This is a genomic window from Nonomuraea sp. KM88, from assembly GCF_052245635.1.
In the GTDB taxonomy this organism is placed as follows: Bacteria; Actinomycetota; Actinomycetes; order Streptosporangiales; family Streptosporangiaceae; genus Nonomuraea.
Map to the genome: position 1 here is coordinate 524,715 of NZ_JBQQCC010000003.1, position 22,995 is coordinate 547,709.

General features: G+C 72.3%; 26 protein-coding genes and 1 riboswitch. Of the genes, 10 read left to right on the plus strand and 16 right to left on the minus strand.

Translation table 11 applies throughout. The annotated features are described in order from the left end of the window. Positions 1 to 1,194, minus strand: a complete 1,194-nt coding sequence (locus ACTWPV_RS11975; RefSeq protein WP_443151786.1) for a cytochrome P450 — start codon at positions 1,192 to 1,194, stop codon at positions 1 to 3. A 96-nt stretch (positions 1,195 to 1,290) separates the two neighbouring features. On the opposite strand from ACTWPV_RS11975, the gene ACTWPV_RS11980 reads away from it, so the two are divergent. After that, positions 1,291 to 1,896, plus strand: a complete 606-nt coding sequence (locus ACTWPV_RS11980; protein WP_443151787.1) for a TetR/AcrR family transcriptional regulator — start codon at positions 1,291 to 1,293, stop codon at positions 1,894 to 1,896. Positions 1,897 to 1,950: 54 nt separating this feature from the next. Further along, positions 1,951 to 2,484 (plus strand): hypothetical protein, encoded by a 534-nt coding sequence (locus ACTWPV_RS11985; protein WP_443151788.1) that lies wholly within the window; start codon positions 1,951 to 1,953, stop codon positions 2,482 to 2,484. A gap of 33 nt (positions 2,485 to 2,517) precedes the next feature. On the opposite strand, the gene ACTWPV_RS11990 is transcribed toward ACTWPV_RS11985, so the two are convergent. After that, positions 2,518 to 3,351 (minus strand): L,D-transpeptidase family protein, encoded by an 834-nt coding sequence (locus ACTWPV_RS11990; protein ID WP_347642691.1) that lies wholly within the window; start codon positions 3,349 to 3,351, stop codon positions 2,518 to 2,520. A gap of 98 nt (positions 3,352 to 3,449) precedes the next feature. On the opposite strand from ACTWPV_RS11990, the gene ACTWPV_RS11995 reads away from it, so the two are divergent. After that, positions 3,450 to 3,926: a YbaK/EbsC family protein gene (locus ACTWPV_RS11995; RefSeq protein ID WP_443151789.1), complete on the plus strand. Its 477-nt coding sequence runs from the start codon at positions 3,450 to 3,452 to the stop codon at positions 3,924 to 3,926. A 274-nt stretch (positions 3,927 to 4,200) separates the two neighbouring features. Next, a complete protein-coding gene (locus ACTWPV_RS12000) occupies positions 4,201 to 4,509 on the plus strand; it encodes a GNAT family N-acetyltransferase (protein WP_347642689.1) in 309 nt (102 codons plus the stop codon). Between the two features lie 428 nt (positions 4,510 to 4,937). On the opposite strand, the gene metF is transcribed toward ACTWPV_RS12000, so the two are convergent. Further along, positions 4,938 to 5,858: a methylenetetrahydrofolate reductase [NAD(P)H] gene (gene metF / locus ACTWPV_RS12005; RefSeq protein ID WP_443151790.1), complete on the minus strand. Its 921-nt coding sequence runs from the start codon at positions 5,856 to 5,858 to the stop codon at positions 4,938 to 4,940. A gap of 90 nt (positions 5,859 to 5,948) precedes the next feature. Here metF and ACTWPV_RS12010 point away from each other — a divergent pair, with 90 nt between their 5' ends. After that, positions 5,949 to 7,016, plus strand: coding sequence for a polyprenyl synthetase family protein (locus ACTWPV_RS12010; protein ID WP_443151791.1), 1,068 nt, complete (start codon positions 5,949 to 5,951; stop codon positions 7,014 to 7,016). A 41-nt stretch (positions 7,017 to 7,057) separates the two neighbouring features. On the opposite strand, the gene thiE is transcribed toward ACTWPV_RS12010, so the two are convergent. From thiE to ACTWPV_RS12025, 3 genes are read right to left on the minus strand one after another with little or no spacing between them, the layout of a single operon-like run. Then, positions 7,058 to 7,693 (minus strand): thiamine phosphate synthase, encoded by a 636-nt coding sequence (thiE, locus tag ACTWPV_RS12015; RefSeq protein WP_443151792.1) that lies wholly within the window; start codon positions 7,691 to 7,693, stop codon positions 7,058 to 7,060. Continuing rightward, entirely contained in the window at positions 7,671 to 8,045 is a 375-nt protein-coding gene (locus tag ACTWPV_RS12020; protein ID WP_443151793.1) for an Rv2175c family DNA-binding protein, read from the minus strand. The genes thiE and ACTWPV_RS12020 overlap by 23 nt, the downstream gene beginning before the upstream one ends. Positions 8,046 to 8,075: 30 nt before the next feature. Further along, the gene (locus ACTWPV_RS12025) at positions 8,076 to 9,239 is read right to left on the minus strand and encodes an NAD(P)/FAD-dependent oxidoreductase (RefSeq protein ID WP_443151794.1); all 1,164 of its coding nucleotides are present in this window, start codon (positions 9,237 to 9,239) and stop codon (positions 8,076 to 8,078) included. Positions 9,240 to 9,298: 59 nt separating this feature from the next. Beyond that, positions 9,299 to 9,415, plus strand: a riboswitch (TPP riboswitch). Here ACTWPV_RS12025 and thiO point away from each other — a divergent pair. The 4 genes from thiO (at position 9,405) to pknB (ending at position 13,787) form a co-directional block, all read left to right on the plus strand. After that, the gene (gene thiO / locus ACTWPV_RS12030) at positions 9,405 to 10,541 is read left to right on the plus strand and encodes a glycine oxidase ThiO (protein ID WP_443151795.1); all 1,137 of its coding nucleotides are present in this window, start codon (positions 9,405 to 9,407) and stop codon (positions 10,539 to 10,541) included. (Overlaps the previous riboswitch by 11 nt.) Next, positions 10,538 to 10,738 carry a sulfur carrier protein ThiS gene (thiS, locus tag ACTWPV_RS12035; protein WP_132510617.1) on the plus strand — a complete coding sequence of 67 codons (201 nt, stop codon included), beginning with the start codon at positions 10,538 to 10,540 and terminating at the stop codon, positions 10,736 to 10,738. Before thiO ends, thiS begins: the two co-directional genes overlap by 4 nt. Next, positions 10,731 to 11,486: a thiazole synthase gene (locus ACTWPV_RS12040; protein WP_443151796.1), complete on the plus strand. Its 756-nt coding sequence runs from the start codon at positions 10,731 to 10,733 to the stop codon at positions 11,484 to 11,486. The genes thiS and ACTWPV_RS12040 overlap by 8 nt, the downstream gene beginning before the upstream one ends. A gap of 381 nt (positions 11,487 to 11,867) precedes the next feature. Continuing rightward, positions 11,868 to 13,787 (plus strand): Stk1 family PASTA domain-containing Ser/Thr kinase, encoded by a 1,920-nt coding sequence (gene pknB, locus ACTWPV_RS12045; protein WP_443151797.1) that lies wholly within the window; start codon positions 11,868 to 11,870, stop codon positions 13,785 to 13,787. Between the two features lie 57 nt (positions 13,788 to 13,844). On the opposite strand, the gene alc is transcribed toward pknB, so the two are convergent. From alc to ACTWPV_RS12065, 4 genes are all read right to left on the minus strand, one after another. Next, the gene (gene alc / locus ACTWPV_RS12050; RefSeq protein ID WP_443151798.1) at positions 13,845 to 14,804 is read right to left on the minus strand and encodes an allantoicase; all 960 of its coding nucleotides are present in this window, start codon (positions 14,802 to 14,804) and stop codon (positions 13,845 to 13,847) included. After that, positions 14,805 to 16,115, minus strand: a complete 1,311-nt coding sequence (gene allB, locus ACTWPV_RS12055; RefSeq protein ID WP_443151799.1) for an allantoinase AllB — start codon at positions 16,113 to 16,115, stop codon at positions 14,805 to 14,807. Next, entirely contained in the window at positions 16,112 to 17,341 is a 1,230-nt protein-coding gene (locus ACTWPV_RS12060) for a glycerate kinase (protein ID WP_443151800.1), read from the minus strand. Before ACTWPV_RS12060 ends, allB begins: the two co-directional genes overlap by 4 nt. Positions 17,342 to 17,711: 370 nt before the next feature. Continuing rightward, positions 17,712 to 17,912, minus strand: coding sequence for an EF-hand domain-containing protein (locus ACTWPV_RS12065; protein WP_443151801.1), 201 nt, complete (start codon positions 17,910 to 17,912; stop codon positions 17,712 to 17,714). A gap of 76 nt (positions 17,913 to 17,988) precedes the next feature. On the opposite strand from ACTWPV_RS12065, the gene ACTWPV_RS12070 reads away from it, so the two are divergent. Then, positions 17,989 to 18,510, plus strand: coding sequence for a GNAT family N-acetyltransferase (locus tag ACTWPV_RS12070; protein ID WP_347642677.1), 522 nt, complete (start codon positions 17,989 to 17,991; stop codon positions 18,508 to 18,510). On the opposite strand, the gene ACTWPV_RS12075 is transcribed toward ACTWPV_RS12070, so the two are convergent. Genes ACTWPV_RS12075 through uraD form a run of 6 tightly spaced genes read right to left on the minus strand, consistent with a single transcriptional unit; the run spans position 18,500 to position 22,924 of the window. Beyond that, on the minus strand, positions 18,500 to 19,924 hold the full coding sequence (locus tag ACTWPV_RS12075; RefSeq protein WP_443151802.1) for an 8-oxoguanine deaminase: 1,425 nt from the start codon (positions 19,922 to 19,924) through the stop codon (positions 18,500 to 18,502). The genes ACTWPV_RS12070 and ACTWPV_RS12075 overlap by 11 nt on opposite strands. Continuing rightward, positions 19,921 to 20,391: a (2Fe-2S)-binding protein gene (locus ACTWPV_RS12080; RefSeq protein ID WP_347642675.1), complete on the minus strand. Its 471-nt coding sequence runs from the start codon at positions 20,389 to 20,391 to the stop codon at positions 19,921 to 19,923. Before ACTWPV_RS12080 ends, ACTWPV_RS12075 begins: the two co-directional genes overlap by 4 nt. Next, entirely contained in the window at positions 20,391 to 21,251 is an 861-nt protein-coding gene (locus ACTWPV_RS12085) for an FAD binding domain-containing protein (RefSeq protein ID WP_443151803.1), read from the minus strand. Before ACTWPV_RS12085 ends, ACTWPV_RS12080 begins: the two co-directional genes overlap by 1 nt. A 6-nt stretch (positions 21,252 to 21,257) precedes the next feature. Then, positions 21,258 to 22,118 carry a factor-independent urate hydroxylase gene (gene pucL, locus ACTWPV_RS12090; protein WP_443151804.1) on the minus strand — a complete coding sequence of 287 codons (861 nt, stop codon included), beginning with the start codon at positions 22,116 to 22,118 and terminating at the stop codon, positions 21,258 to 21,260. Next, a complete protein-coding gene (gene uraH, locus ACTWPV_RS12095) occupies positions 22,119 to 22,418 on the minus strand; it encodes a hydroxyisourate hydrolase (protein WP_347642672.1) in 300 nt (99 codons plus the stop codon). It abuts the gene before it with no gap. Beyond that, the gene (gene uraD, locus ACTWPV_RS12100) at positions 22,415 to 22,924 is read right to left on the minus strand and encodes a 2-oxo-4-hydroxy-4-carboxy-5-ureidoimidazoline decarboxylase (RefSeq protein WP_443151805.1); all 510 of its coding nucleotides are present in this window, start codon (positions 22,922 to 22,924) and stop codon (positions 22,415 to 22,417) included. The genes uraH and uraD overlap by 4 nt, the downstream gene beginning before the upstream one ends. Positions 22,925 to 22,995 lie beyond the last annotated feature (71 nt).

Below are 22,995 nucleotides of genomic sequence, written 5' to 3' on the forward strand. Positions count from 1 at the left end.
CTACCAAGTGACAGGGAGGCGGTGCACTCCATAGATGGTCATGTCCGAGCGCATCGGCACCTCCTCGGGCGTTACCGCCAAGCGTAGGCCAGGGAAGCGCCGCAGCAGCGCAGGGTAGGCGATGCGCATCTCGGCCCGGGCGAGCTGCTGGCCGAGGCACTGGTGGATGCCGTGGCCGAAGGTCATGTGACCGCCGGCGGGGCGGGTGACGTCGAGGTGCTCGCCGCCGGGGAAGCGGGAGGGGTCCCGGTTGACGACGGGCAGGTGGACGCCGACCATCTCCCCCTCCTTGATGAGGTTGCCCGAGATCTCGACGTCCTCCGTCGCGAGCCTGAACGGGCCGAGGTGGATGATGGTGAGGTAGCGCAGCAGTTCCTCGACGCCGTTGTCCACCACCGACGGGTCGTCGCGCATGGCGGCGAGCTGGTCGGGGTTGGTGAGCAGCGCGTACGTCCCGAGGCCCAGCATGTTGGCGGTCGTCTCGTGCCCGGCCACCAGCAGCAGGAACGCCACCCCGGTGAGCTCCTCGTCGTCGAGCTCCCCGCCCTCGATGAGCCCGCTCAGCAGGTCGTCGGCCGGTTCCTTGCGCTTGCGCTGGATCAGCCCGTACAGGTAGGCCGAGACCCGCCCGAGCGCCGCCAGCACGTCGTCGGCCTTGGTCTCCAGGTTGACCAGGATCTTGGAGTCCTCCTGGAACTGCGCACGGTCCTCGTACGGCACCCCGAGCAGCTCGCAGATCACCAGCGACGGGATCGGCAGCGCGAACGCCTGGACGAGGTCCGCGGTGCCGTCGGCGGCCGCCATGTCGTCCAGGCAGGCGTCGGTGATCTCGGTGATCCGCGGCTCGAGAGCCTTCATCCTGCGCACGGTGAACTGCCCGGTCAGGAGCTTGCGGTAGCGCGTGTGCTCGGGCGCGTCCGTGCGCAGGAAGAACCCCCGCGGCACCCCGCGATCCCTGCGCTCGCCCACCAGGTCGACTCTGGACGGGATCGGGGCGTGCATCTTCTCCGGCCGGTTGCTGAAGCCGGGGTGGGCCAGCACCGCACGGGCCTCCGCGTAGCCGGTCACCAGCCAGCCGACGTGGCCGTCGGCGTACGTCATGCGGTGCATCGATGCCTGTTGCCGCAGCTCCGCGACCTCGTCCGGCGGGTCGAACGGACGCTGCCTGGTCATGGGCAGGGTGAAGTCGGACATGTCTCTGCTCCTTTCCGAGCGACCTCCCTAGAAAACCTCAATCGTTGCAAATTTTCAACCAGTGAAAACAATAAGAGCGTGCAGTATAGTTCCGGCATGGTGGGATTGCGGGAGCGCAAGAAGCAGCGCACGCGCCGGGCGCTGATCGAGTCGGCGCTCCAGCTGTTCGACGAGAAGGGGTTCGAGGAGACCACGCTGGCGGAGATCGCCGCTGGGGCCGACGTGTCGACGCGCACGTTCTTCAGCTACTTCGCGAGCAAGGACGACGTGGTCTTCTACGACACCAACGAGCGCATGGAGCTGGCGAAGTCCATGCTGGCCCGCGCGGAGCCGGGGATGGCGCCGGCCGACCTGCTGAACAGCCTCATCGACAACAGCCTCGCGTGGTCGAGCGCGCAGGAGGAGCTCACCTTCGAGGACGCCGAGCTGCGGCTGCGGCTCATCCTGACCGAGCCGACGCTGCAGGCACGGGCGCTGACGGTGCTGTTCGAGACCCAGCTCGCGCTGGCACGGACGTTGCACGAGACGTACGCCGACGAGCTGAGCCTGATCGAGGCCTCGGCGGCGGTGGGCGCGCTGTTCGGGTCGGTCAAGCTCGCGGTGATCGCCAACCTGGAGCACAACAGGTCGCTGGAGGAGATCTGGGACACCGCTCGCCGGGCGGCCGACGTCGCGCTCGCCGGGATGCGCTCGCTCGGCTAGCACCTCGCCCACGGCTTCTGAGAGGCTGTCCCCTGAGGCGGGAGAGGAGTGCGCATGGCGGAAAGCCGGCGGTGGCCCAACGATCTGGTCCTGCTGGCTCTGGGGCCGGTCCTGGCGGCGGCGTACGCGGCCGCCAATTACGCGGCCATCCGGGCGGGCGTGCGGGCGGAGATCGCCGGCCCGGGGTGGGAGGGCGGCCGGCTCGGCGCCGGCGAGATGACGGCGCTGGGCGCCGACACCTGGCAGTTGACCTGGTGGACCGCACTGTTCGCGGGGCTCATGGCGGTGGCCTACGTCGTCCTCGGGGCGCTGCTGCGGCGGCGTGGCCGGGGCCGCACGCCGCTCATGGTGCTCTCGGGCGTCCTCATCGTCCCGTACGCGCTCGCGTTCTTCGTCGCGCTGCTCAACCCCGTACACGTCCTGCCAGGCCTGTACGAGTCCCCCGACTTCGCCGCGGGGGTGCCGGGCTGGCAGGTGGCCACGCCACTCATCGTGCTCGTGGGCGGGCTGGCGCAGGCGGTGGGGATGACGATGGCGGCCTCGACCGGCCGGCGCGCGGCGCGGGCAGGCGTGGAGCCCGCCCGCTGAGCCGCCGCGCACGCGAGCGCCGCGGCGGAGGGATCACGCGCGCCTGAACGTGCCCCGCACGTGCACCGGCACGCCCTTGCCGAGCATGTCGGGAAGTTCCTCGGCCACGTTCATCGGCATGCGTACGCAACCGTGCGAGGCAGGGTGGAGCGGCACGGACAGCGCCCCGTGGAAGGCGATGCCGCCGTTGAAGAAGATCGGGTTGTACAGCTCGCCCAGATAGGACTTGTGCCACCCGCTCGCGCGCCAGGTCGTCCGGTAGTTGCCGGTCGGCGTCGTGGCCGAGCCGCAGAAACGCTGCTGCTTGCCCTGCCACACGGCCGTCTCGCAGTAGGCGATGCCGCTGCCCGACGACACGTGGGTGATGAGCTTGGCCTCGCCCTTGACGTACATGACCATGATCTGCTTGGTCAGGTCGACCTCGGCGCGGGTCGGCCTGCCGTTCCTGGCCAGGACTCTCGGGGCCCTCGGCGTCTCCAGCGCCTCCCAGGTGCGCCTGGCGACGGTGCTGGTCGGCTTGATGCCGTTGACCTTCTGGAACGCCCACACGGCCGCCAGCGTCGTGCCGCCGTATTTCCCGTCCACCTTGCCCGGGCGGTAGCCCAGCTCGGTCAGGCGCTCCTGCATCCAGGTGACGGCCTCGCCCTTGGCGCCGAGCTTGAGCGTCCTGCCCGGCGCGGTGACCGTCGCGGCGGGAACGGCGGCGGCCGGCCCGCCCGCCGTCGCGGGTGTCGTGGTGGTCGTCGCCGGCGCCAGCACAGGTGACGACGCGTGCGTACGGTGCGGCGCCGGCGTGCCGCATCCCGAGACGATGACGGCGCCGGCCGTCAGGAGAGCAGCTACCCCGGGTAGCCGTCGAGCCCTCACCTGTACCACCTCTCACCCCGGTAACGAATGGATCAGTGGACCTTACACCACTCACCATCATTCGGTAATCAAGCAGTCATCCTGTTTAGAGTGTGTCCATGTCTGAGAAGTTGCCGGCCAATGCCGTCATTGTGGAATCAGCGCTTCGCCGGCTCGGGGTGACCGGCGAGATCGTCGTTCTGCCGGAGAAGGCCCCCACCGCCGCGACCGCCGCGGCGCAGATCGGGTGCGAGGTCGGGGCCATCGCCAACAGCCTGATCTTCGACGCGGACGGCGGGCCCCTGCTCGTGCTGACGAGCGGCGCGCACCGGGTCGACGTTGAGCTGATCGCCCGCACGGCGGGTGTCCAGCGGGTACGCCGGGCGTCGCCGGAGTTCGTCAGGGCCGCCACCGGCCAGCCGATCGGCGGGGTCGCCCCGGTCGGGCATCCGGCGCCCGTGCCGACGCTGGTGGACACCTGGCTGAGCAAGCACGAGGTGGTCTGGGCGGCCGGCGGGCATCCGCTGACCGTGTTCCCGACCACGTTCGACGAGTTGGTGCGGATCACCGGGGGCACCCCTGTGGACGTCGAGTAGTGTGCGACAGGTGATCGAGTTTCGCGGGGTGGGTCCCGCCGGGTTCACCGAACGGCTGGAGACGGTGATCGGCATCTACACGGCCGCGATGAACCCGCCCGCGGACCAGATCGCCGGCCGCAAGACCATCATGCGAAATCATGGGACATATCCCCATTTTCAGTGTTATTTCGCTGAATTGCGTGATTCATCCCCACAGCTACCCCCTTCGGAACCCCAAATCGTGGGTTTCGCGTACGGCTTCCGGGGCGCGCCGGGGCAATGGTGGCATGACGTGGTTCTCCGGGCCCTGCGCGACGAGATGGGCCCGGAGGCCGCCAACGCCTGGCTGGGATTCGCGTTCGAGCTGGCCGAGATCCACGTCCACCCCGACTACCAGGGCAAGGGCATCGGCCGGGCCATGATCAGGACACTGTGCGCCGGCCGGCCGGAACGCTCGGCCGTCCTGTCCACGCACGACCAGCCCACGGCCGCCCGGCGCCTCTACGCCAGCATGGGCTTCACCGATCTGCTGACGCGGTTCGTCTTCCCCGGCGGCCACGAGGAGTACGCGATCGCCGGCCGTCCCCTGCCCCTCCCCTGACCGGCGCGGAGGAAAGCCGCCGCCCCCGGGCGCCGCCTCCCCGACCCGCGGTCTCCGGTGACAGGGAAAAACCTTGATGACGACGTGACCCGTGGGTTTACCGGGCATGGCCGAGGGCATCATCCATGACAGAAAGTAACCGACCCTTTACTCACCGGCTACCAGTCCCCCGCCCGTCACCCGCCCGGTCCCCCTGCGGGCGGGTGACGGGCCTTCCTCATGCTCGCTGACCGGCCCACGCCTCGAACCACGCGCCCGGCCGGCGTCGCGCCGTGACGGCGGCCCGCCCCGAGCGGGTCAGCGGGCGTCTCCCTGGAGGCCGCCGGCCCCGGTCGGCGGGTGGCGTGCCGCCGGCCGTGCCGTAACGACAACAAGACCGCGCCGAGCGGAGAGCCACGTCGGGCGGACAGCCGCAGCCCACCACCACGTCAGGCGGACAGCTGCGCCCCGGACAGTCTCTGGAACACCTCACGCGTGGCGCTGGAGCGGTTGAACGTGATGAAGTGGATCCCCGGCGCGCCCTCGTCGAGCAGCCGCTGGCACAGCTCGGCCCCGTGCTCGACGCCCAGCCGCCGCACCGCTGCCGGATCGTCCTTGACCGCCTCGAAGCGCGCCGCCAGGCGGGGCGGGAACGGCGCCCCGGACAGCTGTTCCGAGCGCGCGATCGTGCTCATCTGCGTCACCGGCATGATGCACGGGATGATCGGCGTGTCACAGCCCTGGGCCGCCACCCGGTCGCGCAGCCGCAGATAGTCGTCGGCCTCGAAGAACATCTGCGTGATCGCGTAGTCGGCACCCGCCCGGCACTTGCGGACGAAGTAATCGGTGTCGGACTCGATGGACGGCGAGCGCGGGTGCTTGTAGGGGAAGGCGGCCACGCCGACGCAGAAGTCGCCCGCCTGCCTGATCAGCCGCACCAGGTCTTCGGCGTAGAGCACGCCCTCGGGGTGCGGCACCCACTCGGCCGTCGGGTCGCCGGGGGGATCGCCCCGGACGGCCAGGATGTTGCGCACCCCGGCGTCGGCGAAGCGCCCCACGAGGTGGCGCAGCTCGCGGACGGAGTGGTCGACCGCCGTGAAGTGCGCCACGGGCGTGAGCGTGGTGTCGTGGGCGATGCGCTCCACGATGTCGACCGTGCGGTCGCGGGTGGAGCCGCCCGCGCCGTAGGTCACCGACACGAACGTCGGCCGCAGCGACTCGAGCTCCCTGATCGCCCGCCACAACAATCGCTCGCCCTCGTCGGTCTTCGGCGGGAAGAACTCGAAGGAGAACGACCGCCCACCGTCGGCGAGCATGTCGCGAACCGTGGGAACACGTTCGGGGAAGAAGGAAGGTCGACCAAGCGCCATGGTCACCAGGCTACAGTGGCGCCGCGGGACCGGCAGCCCGACAGGCCATGGAGATCCTGACGCCCGCGTCCGGCCATTAGTCTCAGTGTCATGACCATTGACGCCGCCCGCATGGACGTCCTGCGCCCGCAGGTGGAGCGCTCCCTCGGAGACTTCGTCGAACGGAAGTTGCCGGCCGGGGGCGATGCCGCCTTCGCCCCGCTGCGCACGGCCGCCGACGCGCTGCTGTCCGGGGGCAAGCGGCTGCGCCCGGCGTTCTGCTACTGGGGCTGGCGCGGCGCGGGCGGCGCCGACGTCCCCGCGATCTTCACCGCCGCCGCCTCGCTGGAGCTGCTGCAGGCCAGCGCGCTCGTCCACGACGACGTGATGGACAAGAGCGACCTGCGCAGGGGGATGCCGGCCGCGCACCGCCGCTTCGAGTCCATGCACGAGCAGTCCCGCTGGCAGGGGTCGGCGCAGCAGTTCGGCGAGGGGGCGGCGATCCTGCTCGGCAACCTGCTGCTCATCTGGTCGGGCGAGATGTGGCGCACCAGCGGCCTGCCGCCCGCGTCCCTGGAGGCGGCCCAGCCCGTGCACGACCACATGCGCACCGAGCTGATGTGCGGCCAGTACCTCGACCTGCTGGAGCAGGCCAACGGGGAGAACACGTTCGAGTCGGCGCTGCGGGTGGCGCTGTTCAAGAGCGGCAAATACTCGGTGGAGCAGCCGCTGCGGCTCGGGCTGGTGCTCGCCGGCCAGGAGCGCGCGCCGTGGATGGACGAGCTGTGCACCGGCTACGGCACCCGCGTGGGGATCGCCTTCCAGCTCAGGGACGACGTCCTCGGGGTGTTCGGCGACCCCGCGCAGACGGGCAAGCCCGCGGGCGACGACCTGCGCGAGGGCAAGCGGACGATGCTCGTGGCCCGCACGCTGGCGGCCGCGTCCCCCGGGGCCGCGCAGACCGTCCGGCGGCTGCTCGGCGACCCCGAGCTGGACGAGGCCGGGGTGGCGACGCTGCGGGGGATCATCGACGACACCGGCGCGTTGCGGGAGTGCGAGGACCTGATCGGCGACTATCTGGGCCAGGCGCTGTCCGCCCTCGACGAGTCGCCGGTGACGACCGAGGCCCGCTCCGCCCTGACCGAGCTCGCCATCGCCGCCACGTCCCGCAAGACCTGAGGCGGCCGGGCGGGCCGGTCAGGGACCGCCCGGCGTCGGGCTCAGGGAGACAGGCGTTTGGCGAACTCGGCCGCCGCCGCCCCCGGATCGTCCGCGTCGGTGATCGCGCGTACGACGACCACCCGCTCGGCGCCGTACGACATGACCTCGTCGAGATTCTCGAGGTCGATGCCGCCTATCCCGAACCACGGCCGCGAGGTGCCGAGCCCCGCCGCGTGCCTGAGCAGCGGCGGTCCGGGCGCCGGGCGGCCGGGTTTGGTCGGGGTGGGCCAGATGGGGCCGCAGCAGAAATAGCCGACGCCCTGCTCCACGGCCGCGGCGGACGCCTCGGCGGCGGAGTGGGTGGACCGTCCGATGACGATGTCGTCGCCGAGTATCTCTCGCGCGACCGTCACGGGAAGGTCGTCCTGCCCCAGGTGGAGCACGTCGGGCCGGGCGGCGTAGGCGATGTCCGCCCGGTCGTTGACGGCCAGGAGTTTGCCGTGCCGGTCGCAGGCGTCGCGGAAGACCTCGAGGAGCGTGAGTTCTTCGCGGGCCTCCAAACCCTTCTCCCGCAGCTGGATGATGTCCACGCCGCCGGCCAGCACGGAGTCGAGGAACTCTGCCAGGTCGCCGCGGTCGCGGCGGCCGTCGGTGCAGAGATAGAGGCGGGCCTCAGAAAGCGAGAGCTTGGGCACGCCGCTTGACCTCCGTGTGACGGCCGGCCCGGATCGCCTCGATGGGCGATCCCGGCAGGGACTCGTCCGGGGTGAAGAGCCAGCGCAGCGACTCGACGTCGTCGTAGCCGGCGTCCTGCAACACGGTCAGCGTGCCGGGCAGGCCCTTCGTCACGTCTTTTCCGTCGAGGAACACCGCGGGCACCTGAGGCCCGCCGCTGCCCCTGCGTACGCCGAGCAGCTTGTGGTCCTTGAGGAGTTGCTTGGCCCGCCCCAGCGGAAGGTCGAGGCGTGAGGCCACTTCGGGGAGAGTGAGCCACTCGTCGACGAGCTGCTCGGTCTCCCGGTCGATCTGTGCAACAGAAAGTGTCACGAAACCACAACTACCACATGGCGCGCTTGCTCAAACAACACAATCTCGTAGGGACACTTCGGGATCTACCAGGCGTTTGGCATCGAGGCGTTGGCCCGAGGCGATGATTCTGCGGCCCTGTACGAGGTCTCGCGGCCGGTCGACGGCGAGCACGGCGGCGAGGGCGTCGTCGGCGGTGAGCCAGACGGCCGACCATTTACCCTCCGTGTCACCGCGGTAGAGGAGGCGTTCGCCGGCGGGGTGGTGGCCGGCGTACTGCACCATGTGCCCGAACTGCTCCGACCAGAAGTAGGGCACGGGATCGTAGACGGCGTCCTCGCCGAGCAGCGTCGCGGCGGCGACCTCGGGCGCGTTGAGCGCGGAGTCCCAGTGTTCGACGCGGAGCCGGGTCTGCCAGCGGCGCGACCACCAGGCGGCGCAGTCGCCGACGGCGACGACGCCGGGCAACGAAGCGCGCAGATGCTCGTCGGTGACGACGCCGTTGTGCAGGTCGATGTCGGCGTCGGCGAGCCACTCGACGGCGGGACGCACGCCGATGCCGGTGACGACCACGTGGGCGTCGACGAACGCACCGCCCACCAACCGCACGCCGCCCTCGTCCACGGAGTCGACCATGGCGCCGAGCCGCAGGTCGATGCCGGAATACCAGGGCTCGGTGCGCGCGCCGATCTCGGCGCCGACGGCGGTGGCGAGCGGCGCGGGGCCGGCCTCGATCACCGTCACCGCGCACCCGGCCCGGCGTGCGGCGGTGGCGACCTCGGCGCCGATCCAGCCGGCGCCGATGATCGCGACGCGGGCGCCGGGGACGAGCATGGCCCTGAGCTCGTGGGCGTCGTCGAGGGTGCGCAGCACGTGCTGGGGACCGTCGCCGGGAAGCCTGATCGGGTCGGCTCCGGTCGCGATGACCAGGCCGTCGTAGCCCAGCTCGCCCTCGGTCGTCTCCACGACCCCCGCGCGCAGCGACTTGGCGCTGACGCCGGGCCAGAACTCGACGCCGAGCGCGGCCAGGTCGGCGCCGACGTAGCTGTCGTCGGCCTCTCCCGACAGCACGGCCTTGGACAGGGGCGGGCGGTCGTAGGGGCGATGGCGTTCCCTGCCGACCATGGTGACGCGCCCGGTGAAGCCCTTCGAGCGCAGCGCCTCCACGGTGCGCAGACCGGCCAGTCCTGCTCCGACGACGACGACGTGGTTCACGCTGATGACCATAACGGGGGCGGTGTCCGGGCGTGACACCGAGGCCGTAGGCTGGTGAGGGAAAGACGCGCGGGAGTCCGGCCGTGACCGGGCTGAGAGGAAGGCTTGACCGGGCCTTCGACCGCAAGACACCTGATCCGGGTCATGCCGGCGAAGGGAGCGCATGTGGACGTGATCGTAGGCGGCGGGATCGTCGGGCTGTCGGCCGCCTGGCGGCTGGCCCGCTCCGGCCGGCCGGTCACCGTGGCCGATCCGGCTCCCGCCTCGGGGGCGTCGCACGCGGCCGCGGGGATGCTGGCTCCGGTCAGCGAGGTGACCTACACCGAGGCGCCGCTGCTGCGGCTGGGGATGGCGGCGCTGCGCCGCTGGCCGTCCTTCGCCGCCGAGCTGGCCGCGGACGCCGGGCTCTCCGGGCCGGCCGCACTCGACTTCCGTACGAACGGCACGCTGGACGTCGCGTTCGGCGCCGACGACCTGGCGGCGCTGGACGAGCTGGCCGCGTTCATGGAGAAGCTGGAGCTGCCGGTCGAGCGGCTGACGGGGCGCGAGTGCCGGCGCCTTGAGCCCATGCTGGCCCCCTCCGTGCGCGGCGGCCTGCTGGCTCCCGGCGACGCCTGGGTCGATCCGCGCCGCGTGACGGCGGCCCTGCTCGCCGCCCTCGACCGGCTGCGCGTCCCGCTGGTGCGGGCGCGCGTGAGCGAGTTCCTGCGTGACGGCGGCAGGGTCACAGGGGTACGCCTCGCGCCACCGGACGTCCCGGCCCCCGCCGTGGCCGATGGCGGCGTGCCGCGGCAGTTGCGGGCCGAGCGGGTGATCCTGGCGGCCGGGGCGTGGAGCGCCGGGCTCGCCGGGGTGCCGGTGCGGCCGGTCAAGGGGCAGATCATGCGGTTGCGCTCCGCCCAGCCCCTGCTCGGCCGGTGCGTACGCGGCACCGTGCACGGCTCGTCCGTCTACCTGGTCCCCAGGGGCGACGGCGAGCTGGTCGTGGGCGCGACCCAGGAGGAGATGGGGTTCGACACCAGGGTGACGGCCGGCGGGCTCTACGAGCTGCTGCGTGACGCCAGGGAGCTGGTTCCGGGCGTCACCGAGCTGGAGGTGGCCGACGTGGTGGCCGGGCTGCGGCCGGGCACGCCGGACAACCTGCCCGTCATCGGCCCGAGCGGCACGCCCGGGCTCACGCTGGCCACCGGGCACCATCGGGGCGGCGTGCTGCTGGCCCCGTTGACGACGGCCATCCTGCTGGGCGAAGAAGGCGAGCTGGCGGCGCTGTGCTCGCCGGAAAGGTTTCAGGAGATTTCATGATTGTGATGATCAATGGGACCGCGCACGAGGTGATCGACGGCACGACCGTGGCGCAGGCCGTGAGCACGTTGACCGCGGCCACCACCGGAGTGGCCGTGGCCGTGAACGACGAGGTGGTCACGCGCAGCGCCTGGGAGACGACGGCGCTCAGCGACAGCGACCGCGTGGAGGTTCTGACGGCGGTGCAAGGTGGATGACCTGATCATCGCCGGGGAGAAGTTCTCGTCCCGGCTCATCATGGGCACCGGCGGCGCCCCGTCGCTCGATGTGCTCGACCAGGCGCTGGTCGCGTCCGGCACCGAGATGACCACGGTCGCCATGCGGCGGCTCGACCCGGAGGCCCGCGGTTCCGTCCTCGACGTGCTGCGCAGGCGGGACATCAAGGTGCTCCCCAACACCGCGGGCTGCTTCACCGCGGGCGAGGCCGTGCTGACGGCGCGGCTGGCCAGGGAGGCGCTCGGCACGCCCTGGGTCAAGCTGGAGGTCATCGCCGACGAGCGCACGCTGCTGCCCGACCCCATCGAGACGTTCGACGCGGCCGAGCGGCTGGTGGCCGACGGGTTCGTGGTGCTGCCGTACATCGGCGACGACCCGGCGCTGGCGCGGCGCCTGGAGCAGGCGGGCTGCGCGGCCGTCATGCCGCTGGGCGCGCCGATCGGCTCCGGGCTGGGCATCCGCAACCCGCACAACATCGAACTGATCGTGGAGGCCGCGTCCGTGCCGGTCATCCTCGACGCGGGCATCGGCACGGCCAGCGACGCGGCCCTGGCGATGGAACTGGGCTGCGACGCCGTCCTGCTGGCCACGGCGGTCACCCGGGCACAGCGGCCCGACCTCATGGCCACGGCCATGCGGGAGGCCGTGACGGCCGGGCGCCTGGCCCGCCAGGCGGGGCGCATCCCCCGCCGCCGCTACGCCGAAGCCTCCTCCCCGATGACCCCGTAACCCATCTCCCCCGGCGAGGGCTCGCGACCGCTCGCGCGGGCGACGTTGACGGTCGCCGGGGCGCCCCCGCGCGGTATCACCGCGCGGGGAACGTACGGGCACGGCCCCGGTGACCGGCGCATCCGGCCGGCCCTCGTAGGGGGAGCGGCCGCCCGGACGACACGCCCGGACTGCCGCGGGTGAAGGGATGGTCCGCCTCCGGGTCTCCTGCCTCGGTCCGGAGCCCGGGGACGCGGGGCGCGCGGCCGACCGGTAAGGGCGTGACGCCGGTGAGGCTGTGTCCGCTTCCCCGGGACGAAGGGCGTACGAACGAGAACGTCTCCGCATCGGTTTCGGGCGGCCGGGCCCTGTCAGTGGCAAAACGCCCGTAAACTCAGCGGGGTGGACACGACGACTGCGGACCCCCTGGTCGGGCGGCTCCTCGATGGGCGCTATCGCATCGAGAGCCGGATCGCCCGGGGCGGTATGGCGACCGTCTACCTCGCGCTGGACATCCGGCTCGACCGGACGGTCGCGCTGAAGGTCATGCACCGCTCACTCGCCGAGGACCCGGCGTTCGTCCGGAGGTTCATCGGCGAGGCCAAGTCGGTGGCCAGTCTCTCCCACCCCAACATAGTGCACGTTTTCGACCAGGGCACCGACACCGACGTGGTCTACCTGTCGATGGAATACGTGCCAGGCCGCACGCTGCGCGACATCCTGCGCGACCGCGGCCGGCTGCCGGCCCGCGAGGCGCTCGAGATCATGATCCCGGTCCTGGCCGCGCTCGGCGCGGCCCACCAGGCGGGCCTGGTCCACCGCGACGTGAAGCCGGAGAACGTCCTCATGACCGACGACGGCCGGGTCAAGGTCGTCGACTTCGGCCTGGCCAGGGCCATCGAGGCGACCAACCAGACCCGCACCGGCGTGATGATCGGCACGATCGGCTACATGTCGCCCGAGCAGGTCACCACGGGCGGCGCCGACGTGCGCAGCGACGTCTACGCGGCCGGCATCATGCTGTTCGAGCTGGTGACCGGGCAGCAGCCGTATGACGGCGAGACGCCGATGTCGGTGGCCTACCGGCACGTCCATGACACCGTGCCGGCGCCCTCGTCGTTCGTCCACGACGTGCCGCCGCTGATCGACACGCTGGTGGCGCACGCGACGGCCCGCGAGCCGGGCGACCGTCCCGCGGACGCCACCGCGATGCTGGTGGCCGCCGTCGACGCGCACCGCATGTTGCCGCGGATGACCGGCCAGCCCGTGAGCGGCCCCGTGCCGCCGCGCGTCCACCAGCAGGGCGCCCACCAGCAAGGCGCCGGCTCCGCGGCGCGGTCGCGCCCGCAGGCCGCTCCCGCTCACACGCTGATCCAGCCGCGGGCGGAGGTGCCGCAACGGCGCGCGTTCCGGCCCAACTGGTTCCTGGTGACGCTGGCCGCCGTGATGGCGGTCGCGGTGGGGCTGACCGGCTGGTACTTCTCGCAGTCCGACCCCGTCATCGTCCCCGACCTGGTCGGGAAGGACATGGCGATCGCGGAGAAGAACGCCGCCGCGCTCGGCCTCGTGGTCCGCAAGGCCGACGGCAGGCACGACGAGAAGGTGGCCGCCGGCCTGGTCCTGCGCACCGACCCGGTGGCCAAGACCGAGCTCGACAACGGCGACACGATCACGCTGGTGCCCTCGCTCGGTCCCAAGCGCGTCATCGTGCCCAACGTGGCCGGGATGACCGGCAACGACGCCCGCGTGGCCCTCGCCGACGCGGGGCTGACCGTCGACTCGGTCAAACGCCTGGCCAACCAGGAGGTCGAGCGCGACAAGGTGATCCGCACCTCGCCGCAGGTCGGCGAGAAGGTGAAGGAAGGCACCAAGGTCGACATCTTCGTCAGCGCCGGGCTGGTCATGCCCGACGTGGGCGGCATGCCGAAGGACGAGGCCGCCGGCCATCTCAGCGGCCAGGGTTTCCAGGTGCAGGTCAACGAGGTCGACGACGACGCCGAGCCGTGCACGGTCATCGCCCAGGAGCCCAAGGCGAAGACGGAGGTCGACAAGGGCGCCCAGGTCATGATCACGGTGGCGCGGTGCCAGACGGACTTCTGGGACTGGTTCGGCGGCCGCGACGGCGAGGGCCGCGACGACCGGCATCTCCGCGTGGTGCCAGGGGTGCTCGGCAAGGAGCTCAGGGACGCCAGGTCCGAGTTACAGGCCCTGGGCTTCCAGGTGCGGGTGCAGCGGCTGGTCAACGCCGGCGTGGTGAAATACCAGCGCCCGCTGCCCAACAGCGAACGCCCGTCGGGAAGCACGGTCTACCTCTGGCAGTGAGCGCCGGTCCCGCCGGCCCGGCCCGCACCCCTGCCCGCCTGCACGCGCCGGGCATGGTCAGGACAGGTGGCCGTGGAGGCGGATCCTGGCCAGACCGCCGTCCGGGTAGATGTCGACCCTGACGTGGGTGACCGGGCCGGGGTGGTGGAGCCGGAAGCGGTGCGGGGTGTCGGGCTGGAGCCTGGTCCTGGGCAGCAGCTCGACCTCGCGCTCCCCGTCGATCCCGGTGAGCGCGACCGCGCCGGGCGCGTTGAACAGCAGGTTCGTGGTGTCGATCTCAGCCAGCTTGACGACGCCGCGGCCGGCCAGCCGGATCACCAGCCAATCGTTGCCCTCGTCCCGGCGGCGCGCGGTCTCCCAGCCCTCCGCCTGGTGGCGGGCCAGGCCGGGGGCGATGACGTTGTTGGGGGCGGAGTAGAAGTCGTTGGAGCAGGCGGTGACCAGGCCGCCGTTCGCCAGGGCGGCCAGGTCGAGGCCGAGGCCGTCGTAGGCGGACATATCGGGGCGGGCTTCGCCGTGCACGCGCAGGCGGGCGACGCCCCCGTCGGGGTGGATGTTCAGGCGGACGTGCGTGTAGCGGGTCTCGCCGGCGACCTGGAAGTGGTGTTCGGCGTCGCCCTTCAGCGCGGCCTTCGGCACGATCTCCGTCCATGGGGCGGCCAGCAGCTCGTCCGGGGACGGATGGCCGTGGACGGCGGCGGCCTCGACGGAGGCGTACGGCGGGTAGTTGCCCTTGAACCAGGCGGTGTCGATCACCACGGCGCGGATGACGCCGGGGACGCCCAGGCGGACGAGGGCCCAGTCGTGGCCGGGCTCGCGCCTGCGCCGGGTCTCCCACCCGTCGTAGACCTGCCCCTTGTTGCCGAAGGTCCCGGCCTGGAAGCCCGGACGGCCCGGCCTGATCAGGCTCTCCTTCTCGGCGAACGACTCGTCGCTCGCCGCCACCACGGAGCCGCCGAGGGCGCGCCCAGCCAGATCGGGCAGGTTCAGGTCGGGCTGCGCGTCGGAGTGTGACATCTAGTGCTCTCCCAGCAGAAGCCGTCCGCAGGGCTCGCCGTCCACCGGCCTGCCGCGCAGCCAGGTGGTCAGGACGGCTCCCCTGAGGGTGCGGCCGTGGTAGGGGGTGACGGGGTGCCTGTGGTGCAGGAGTGCGGCGTCGACCGGGCCGGCGGCGGCCGGATCGAAGGCCACCAGGTCGGCATCATTGCCCGGCTTGATGCTCCCTTTTCCTGATATTTCAGCCATTGCGGCGGGGTTGGCGGACATCCAGCGGACCACATCCGCAAGCCCGAACCCCCTGCGCGACGCCTCCGTCCACACCGCGCGCAGCCCGAGCTGGAGCGAGGCGATGCCGCCCCAGGCGGCGGCGAAGTCGGGCGCCTTCAGCTCGGCGGGCGACGGCGAGTGGTCGGACACGACACAGCTCAGGACACCCCTCCTCAGGCCGTCCCACAGCAGGTCGCGGTTGGCCTCCGAGCGGATGGGCGGGCAGCACTTGTACGCGGTGCCCCCCTCGGGCACCTGCTCGGCGGCCAGCGTCAGGTAGTGCGGGCAGGTCTCCGCCGTGACGGCCGCTCCGCGGGCCCGGGCCTCCTCCAGGACGTCCAGGCAGGCGGCGCTGGAGACGTGCAGGATGTGCACCCTGGCCCCGGTCTCCCCGGCCAGCCGGACGACCTGCTCGACGGCGCTGCGCTCCGCCCTGTCCGGCCGCGAGTCCAGGAACTCGCGGTACGTCGGGCCGGACGGCTCGCCGAGCAACGCCGGATCCTCGGCGTGCACCACCATCACCCCGCCGAACCCGGCGATCTCCTCCAGAGCCTGCCGTGCCTCGGAGACGCCGAGCGGCGGGAACTCCTCCACGCCCGACGGCGACATGAAGCACTTGAAGCCGTGCACCCCGCGCTCGCGCAGCGGCGCCAGGTCCTTGACGTTGCCCGGCACGGCCCCGCCCCAGAACCCGACGTCCACCCGGCACTGGCCGGCGGCGGCACGCAGCTTGGCCTCGAAGGCCCCGACGTTCACGGTGGGCGGGAGCGAGTTGAGCGGCATGTCCAGGATCGTGGTGACGCCGCCGGCGGCGGCCGCCCGGGTCGCCGAGGCGAACCCCTCCCAGTGGGTGCGTCCCGGCTCGTTGACGTGCACGTGCGTGTCGACCAGGCCGGGGAGCAGGGCCAGGTCGCGCAGGTCGATGTCCTCGGCGGCGTCGAGCGGTGCCGCGTGGTCGTACAGGGCGACGATCTTCTCCCCGCGCACGGCCACCGCGGCCGCCCGCTCGCCCTCGGGGGTGACGGTCCTGCGGGATCGCACGACGAGGTCGAACCCGGTCATCCGGCGCCTCCCTGGAGATGGTCGGCGGCGAGCCGGGCGGCGAGGCGTTCGAGCAGCGGGCCCGCCTCAGTCATGCAGCGGTCCTCGTCGGGCTCCAGGTCGGTCAGGGCGTAGGCGGCCTCGATGCCCGCCGCCTTCAGCTCGGCGTCGGAGAGGGTACGGCGGCCGCAGACGGCGACGACGGGAACGCCCGCCCTGGCCGCGGCCTGGGCCACGCCGACCGGCGCCTTGCCGCGCAGCGACTGCTCGTCCAGGGACCCCTCGCCCGTGATCACCAGCCGCGCGTTCTCCGCCAGCTCGCCGAACCCGAGCAGGCCGAGCAGGTAGTCGATGCCGGGCCGCAGCTCCGCGTGCAGGAACGCCAGCGCCGCGAACCCCACCCCGCCGGCCGCGCCCGCCCCCGGCGCTCCGGCCACTCCCATGGCCCGGGGGGTGTCGTCATGCTCGTGCTCATGGTCGCGCCCGCTTCGCTCCTCGTTGGCTCGTTCCTCGCTCTCTCGTCCCGAGCTCCTGCGCTCGACGGCGCCCACCAGCCCATGGGTGGCGGTCGCCACCGCCGCCAGCCGGGACAGGGAGCCCTCCAGGATCTCGACGTCGTCGGGGGTCGCGCCCTTCTGCGGCCCGTAGACGGCGGCGGCGCCGTGAGGGCCGAGGAGCGGGTTGTCCACATCGCTCGCCACCACGAACTCCACGCCCGACACGTCGAGGAAACCGGACATGTCGATGCGGGCGAGCTCCTTGAGCGCGGCCCCGCCCCGGGGGAGCTCGTCGCCGCCGGCGTCGAGCAGGCGCGCGCCGAGGGCCTGCACCATGCCCGCTCCCCCGTCGGTGCACGCGCTGCCGCCCAGCCCCAGGACCACCCGCTTGGCGCCGCGGCGTACGGCGTCGGCGACCAGTTCGCCCGTGCCGTAGCTGGTGGCGGTCAGGGGCTCGCGCCCGCCGGGCAGCCGGCGCAGCCCGGACGCCTCCGCCAGCTCGACCACGGCCGTGCCGGCCGCCTGCCAGGCGTACGAGGCGGGGATCCGCTCGCCCGTGGGGCCGGTCACCTCGATCGTGACCCGCGTGAAGCCGCCGGCCACGGCGGCGTCGACGGTGCCGTCGCCCCCGTCGGCGACCGGCAGCTCCACCGTGGGGACGCCGAGCCCGGCCGACACCCGGGAGGCCACCTCCGCCGCCGTCAGCGACCCCTTGAACTTGTCCGGAGCGACCAGAACAGGCTGAACCACAACGAACTCCCGCATGATGGTGAACAATGTCCTGACGCGCCTTCCTGCCCGGTGCGAGCGGGCAGGAAGGCGTGACTCATCATCATCACATCCCGGGCCGTTCATCCCATACGCTGCCCAGGGCGATCGGCGGGGGCGCGCCGGGGACCGCTAGGAGACCGCTCTGTTGACATCCTCCCGGTCCTGAAGGACCGGGATTCCAGCCGTCGCCGACTGGCCTTCCTGCTTCACGCCGGTCGCCCGCCCGAGAAGGAACTCTCGTTGAGGTCTTACACCAGCTCCACAGGCGTTTCACCTCTCCGCAAGCCCTGCGGCGAGGGTGCTTCTGATCGTGCGTCCGGTGGCTTGGTCATCGCCACCGTCGAACACACTACCGAACCGTGCGGTGTCGTGCAGCGCTTTGACGGCCGTCCTGGTCGAGGTCGGCCTCCTGGCTCATCGCCCCGAGGGCCTCGGGCGGCAGGTCGGGGAAGTGCCGCCTGAGCTCGGACTCGCTGATGTAGCCGTCGCCGTCGGTGTCGATCGACGCGCTGAGCCGGGCCAGCCGCTCGTCTGATAGCTCCGCCGCCACGGGACCGCCTTCCGGATGCTCGTTCGTACGGGTGCTCGTTGTCCGGATGCCCCCACACCCTAGTCATCATTGACCCATGACAACCGGATGGAACCCCGTTTACCGGCGAGCGGAGAAGGGCCGGGAGGATCAGGTCCTGGCGGTGCTGGACGAGTGCGCCGCCTGGCTCGCCGCGCTGGGGGTGCGGCAGTGGCCGGACAGGTTCGAGCGGGCGTGGATCGAGCCGGCCGTCGCGCGGGGCGAGACCTGGCTGGTCCACGTCGGGGACGAGGTGGCCGCCACCGTCACGCTGGACTGGTCCGACAACCTGTGGGACGACGACGGGACGGCCGGATACGTGCACCGCATGGCCGTACGCCGGTGGGCGGCCGGGCTGGGCGCGCACGTGCTGGGATGGGCGGCGGACACGACACGCGGGCAGGGGCGCGACCGGCTGCGGCTGGACTGCGTGGCTTCGAACCGGCGGCTGCGCGGCTATTACGAGTCCGCCGGATTCGCGCACCGCGGGGACGTCGCCGTCGGCGGCGCGCCGGGGCAGCGCGACCCGGACGGCCCGGTCACCCTCGTGAGCCGCTACGAGCTGCCGCTCACGCCGTGAAGCCTTCGTGGACGTGCCTCGCTGGGCGCACGCCGCGCTCCTCCGCCAGCCGCACCAGTCGCCGGCGGGCGGCGGCGCCCGCGCGCCCTGCCGCGTCCTGGGAGACGGTCGTCAGCTCTCCGCCGGCCACCACGGTCCGCCCGCCGACCAGCACCAGGGCCGGCGGCGGCGCGGGCCCGAAGACCAGCGCGCACACCGGGTCGGCGACGGCGGCGGCGAAGGACCCGACCGACCACAGGACGACGTCGGCCAGCTTGCCCGGCTCGAGCGAGCCGAGCTCGTCCGCGCGGCCCAGGTTGCGGGCGCCGCCCAGGGTGGCCAGCTCCAGGGCCTGCCGGGCCGTGAGCGCCCCGGGACCGTATCGGGCCCGCTGGAACAGCAGCGCCTGCCGCATCTCCCCGGCCAGCGGGGTGAGCTCGGAGGAGGCGCTGCCGTCCACGCCGAGGCCGACGTTCATGCCGCGGCGCAACATCTCGGACACGCGGGCGATGCCCGCGCCGAGCCGGCCGTTGGAGGAGGGGCAGTGGGCGGAGCCGGTGCCGGTGGCGGCGAGCTTGCCGATGTCGGCGTCGCTCAGGTGCACGGTGTGCGCGAACCACACGTCGGGCCCGAGCCACCCCAGCTTCTCCATGTAGTCGACGGGCCGCGTCCCGAACTGCTCCAGGCAGTGCTCGTCCTCGTCGAGGGTCTCGGCGATGTGGGTGTGCAGGCGAACGCCCTTGGACCTGGCCAGCGCCGCCGACTCCGTCATCAGCTCGGCACTGGCCGAGAACGGCGAGCACGGCCCCACCGCGACCCGCACCATCGAGGAGAACGACGGGTCGTGGTGGGCGTCGACGGCCTCGGCCGTGGCGGTCAGGACCTCGTCGAGCTCCTCGACCACGATGTCCGGCGGCAGCCCGCCCTTCGACTCTCCCATGTCCATGGAGCCGCGCGCCGGGTGGAACCTGAGGCCGATCTCGCGGGCGGCCTCGATGCCCGCCGCGAACAGGTCGCCTCTCCCCTTGGGGAAGAGGTAGTGGTGGTCGCTGGAGGTGGTGCAGCCCGACAGCGCCAGCCAGCCCAGGCCGGCGGCGGCGGCCCCCTTGACCACCTCGGCGTCCATGGCGGCCCACACCGGATAGAGCGCGACCAGCCACTCGAACAGCGTGGCGTCCTGCGCGAGCCCTTGCGAGGCCCACTGGTAGAGATGGTGGTGGGTGTTGACCAGGCCGGGCGTCGCCAGGCAGCCGGAGCCGTCGATCCGGGTCGCCCCCGGGGCGGCGGGCGCGGGCCCGGGACCCACCGCGGCGATGCGATCTCCCTCGATCCTGATGTATCCGGATGGGATCTCGGGGCCGGTGACCGGCGCGACATGCACGTTCTCGATCACGATGACGGGTTCGGACGTCGAGCCGGTGCGCGGGTCGTTCACGTGGCCGCCTTCCGCCGCGCGGCCAGCCGTACCGCCTCGAGGATCTTCTCGTAGCCCGTGCACCGGCAGAGGTTGCCCGCCAGCGCCTCCCTGATCTCCGCGTCCGACGGCCGCTCGACGCGCGCGATCAGGTCGTGCGCCTGCACGATCAACCCCGGCGTGCAGAAGCCGCACTGCACCGCGCCGCACTCCGCGAACGCCTCCTGCACCGGGTCGAGCCGGTCCCCCTCGGCCAGCCCCTCGACGGTGCGCACCCGCCGCCCCTCGGCCTGGCCGGCGGCGACCAGGCACGAGCAGACCGGCACGCCGTCGAGATAGACCGTGCACGAGCCGCACTCGCCCTGCTCGCAGGCGTTCTTGGAGCCGGGCAGGCCGAGCCGCTCGCGCAGCACGTACAGCAGGCTCTCTCCCTCCCACACGTTGTCGGCGCTCTCCTCGCGGCCGTTGACGGTGAAGGTGACGCGCATCAGGCGGCCCTCCTTCCCAGATGGTCGTTCCAGGCCCACGTGAGCGTGCGGCGGGCCATCACCCCGATGGCGTGCACGCGGTAGGCGGCGGTGCCGCGGACGTCGTCGATCGGCGCGGCCGCGGCCGCGCACAGCTCGCCGAACCTCCTGAGCAGCGCCGGGTCGAGCGGCGCCTGCCAGTCGAGCTCCCGCGCCAGCAGTTCCTCGGCCTCGTACGCCCGCCGCGGCGTGGGCGCCGCCGACCCGAGCCCCGTGCCGACCCGCCTCTCCTCGGGGCGCAGCGCGACCGCGAACGAGCACACCGCGATCACCATGGCGTTGCGGGTGCCGACCTTGGAGAAGTACTGGGGCCCCGTGGCCGGCCTGACGTGCACGGCCCTGATGAGCTCGTCCGGTTCGAGCGCGCTGCGCTTGACCCCGAGGTAGAACGCGGTGGCGGGGATCATCCTGACCCCCCGGTCCCGCGACTCCACCTCGACCACCGCGTCGGCGGCGAGCAGCGGCGGATGGCTGTCGCCCGCGGGTGAGGCCGCGCCGAGGTTGCCGCCGACGGATCCGCGGTTGCGGATCTGCGGCGAGCCGACCGTGCGCGAGGCCTGCGCGAGCCCCGGCAGCGGCCCGCCCAATTCCTCGATGATCGTCGTGTACGGCACCCCCGCCCCGACCCGGCAGACGCCGCCCTCCATGCCCCACGCGCGCAACTCGGCCACCTGGCCGAGGTCGAGCAGCGCGGCGGGCCTGCGCACGTCGAAGTTGAGCTCGACCATCACGTCGGTGCCGCCCTGGATGGGCACCGCGTCGGGCCGGTCCGCCTTGGCGGCCAGCGCCTCATCCCACGTCGTGGGGCGCAAGAAGTCCATCGGTGTCTACTCCCAGGCGAATCCGGCGTCGGGCGCGTCCTCACGCAGCACACTGCCCTCGATCAGGCCGTACGGGCGGTCGGCGGCGAAGAAGACCTCGTTGTCGTTGTCCAGGCCGAAGGGCGACAGGTCGACGGCGAAGTGGTGCTTGTTCGGCAGGGCCAGCCTGACCTCGCAGATCTCCTCGCAGGCGGTCAGCGCCCGCTCGCCCATGGCGTACAGGGTCTGCTGGAGCGAGCGGCTGTGCGTGTCCGCGAACGCCTCGACCAGGCATCGCCGCACCCGCTCGTAGGACGAGCCGTAGGAGGGGGTGTCACCGGCGTGCCGCCACCGTGCCTCGACGGCTGTGGCGAGGACCCGGTCGGTGGCGGGCGGCAGCGTGGTGTACTCGTCGGCGATGTAGCCGTGGAACTCCGACCCCGTCGAGTTGAGCAGCACCAGGTCCTTGAGCCCGGACACCACGGTGGCGCGGCCGTCGCGGTCGCGGTGGACGACGCAGGTGCGCACCTCGCCGCCCGCGCGCGCGAACGAGTGCGGACCCTCGCGGCGCCAGGCGTACTCCTCGATCTCCACCCTGGCGTGGTGGATCGAGGGTTGCGACCCGGCGAAGTGGCCGGCCAGCAGGAGGGCGAACTCCTCGATCTGGCCGACGCCGTGTTTGCTCGCGAACGCGTACACGGTGTTCTTCTGCGTGTCGGTCGGCAGCACGGCGGCGTTGTCGCCGGTCAGGTGGACGGCCTCCATGTCGCCCGACAGGGACGTGCTGACGTTGACGTCCTTGACGTGGTGCACGGGGCCGTCCTTGACGACGTGGACGAGCCGCGTCTCCGCCTTGCCGTAGCGGTTGGGCCCGAGCTTGACGGCCATCTAACTCCCTCGGTAGGTGGAGTAGGCGTACGGGCTGAGCAGCAGGGGCACGTGGTGGTGCCGGCCAGGATCGGTCACGGTGAAGGTGACGACGACCTCGGGATAGAACGTCTCGGGCAGGTAGCCGCCGGTGTCGAAGACGACGCGGTGCACCCCGGTTCCCGGCTCCCAGCCCTTGATCCGGCCGTCGGCGTCGGTCCGCCCCTCGGCCAGGACGCTTCCGTCGTGCTCCAACCGCACGCGGACGCCCTCGGCGGGCAGCCCGGTGACCGCGTTCAGCACGTGCGTGGAGAAGCTCATCTCCCCTCCTCGATGAGCTTGCGCAGCCGCACCCGCGTGATCGCGGCCAGCTCGGCGCGTACGACGTCGCGCTCGGTCTCCTCGTCGTTGCGCAGCCGGGACGTGAGCTTGGCCAGCAACTCCGCGCCGTCGAGGCCGGTGGCGCAGACGAGGTAGACGTGCCCGAAACGCTCCTCGTAGGCCCGGTTGCCCTCCGCCAGGGCCGCGCGCGACGCGTCGTCGACCCCTGACTGCTCCTGCCGCGACCAGGCCGCCTCCGTGCCGGTGCCGGCCGCCCGCTCGCCGATCCTCGGGTGCGCGCCCAGCGCCTCCAGCACGCCGGACCACGCAAGTTCCCGAACGGCCGCGTCCGCGGCGGCGAGCAGCTCGCCGAGCCCGCGGTACGGTCGCAGGCCCGCGACCTTCACGGCGAAGGCGCGGCAGGCGCAGCAGGCGAGCAGGTCGCGCTCGGCCGCGTCGGGCGGCCGTGCGTTGAAGGCGTCGAGCGCGGTGAGCGTGTCGGGCATGTCTGAAGTACACACATGCGCTACGTGCCCGGTCCATCCGCGAGAACTCCGAACCGGCCGCCCCGATGGTC